Annotated in this window: 1 protein-coding gene; it reads right to left on the bottom strand. The window is 34.7% G+C overall.

The window, feature by feature from the left end; all coding sequences use genetic code 11:
- Positions 1-165 (bottom strand): RepB family plasmid replication initiator protein (locus tag ACG9ZB_RS17150; RefSeq protein WP_419326838.1); only part of this gene is annotated, 165 nt, incomplete at its 3' end.
- Between the last annotated feature and the right edge of the window lie 123 nt (positions 166-288).

Raw genomic sequence — 288 nt, 5'->3', positions numbered from 1 at the left:
CCTAATAAAGTCCTCTCTTGTAATGTCATACGCTTGTTTAGGGTCTATTGGTTGGTTTTTAGGTATTTGTGCTAATGCCGATAAGAGCAAACGCTGTTCACTCACACTTAAATTATATGATGCTTTAACGATGGAATTGTCCATTACAACTAGATCATTATTCACCCGACAAATTGTCCTTATTAAAACTAATTAGTACTTTTCTAACATTGTCCTAGTTTTAAGTCAATCAATAAAGTGACAACTTTCTTATTTGTCCCCTTTCACAGACAATCCTTCCCCTGTTCA

The sequence above is a fragment of the Acinetobacter johnsonii genome (assembly GCF_048551975.1).
Classification (GTDB): Bacteria; Pseudomonadota; Gammaproteobacteria; order Pseudomonadales; family Moraxellaceae; genus Acinetobacter; species Acinetobacter johnsonii_A.
The sequence above is the reverse complement of the archived record's forward strand: the minus strand, read 5'-3'. Positions and strand labels throughout refer to the sequence as shown.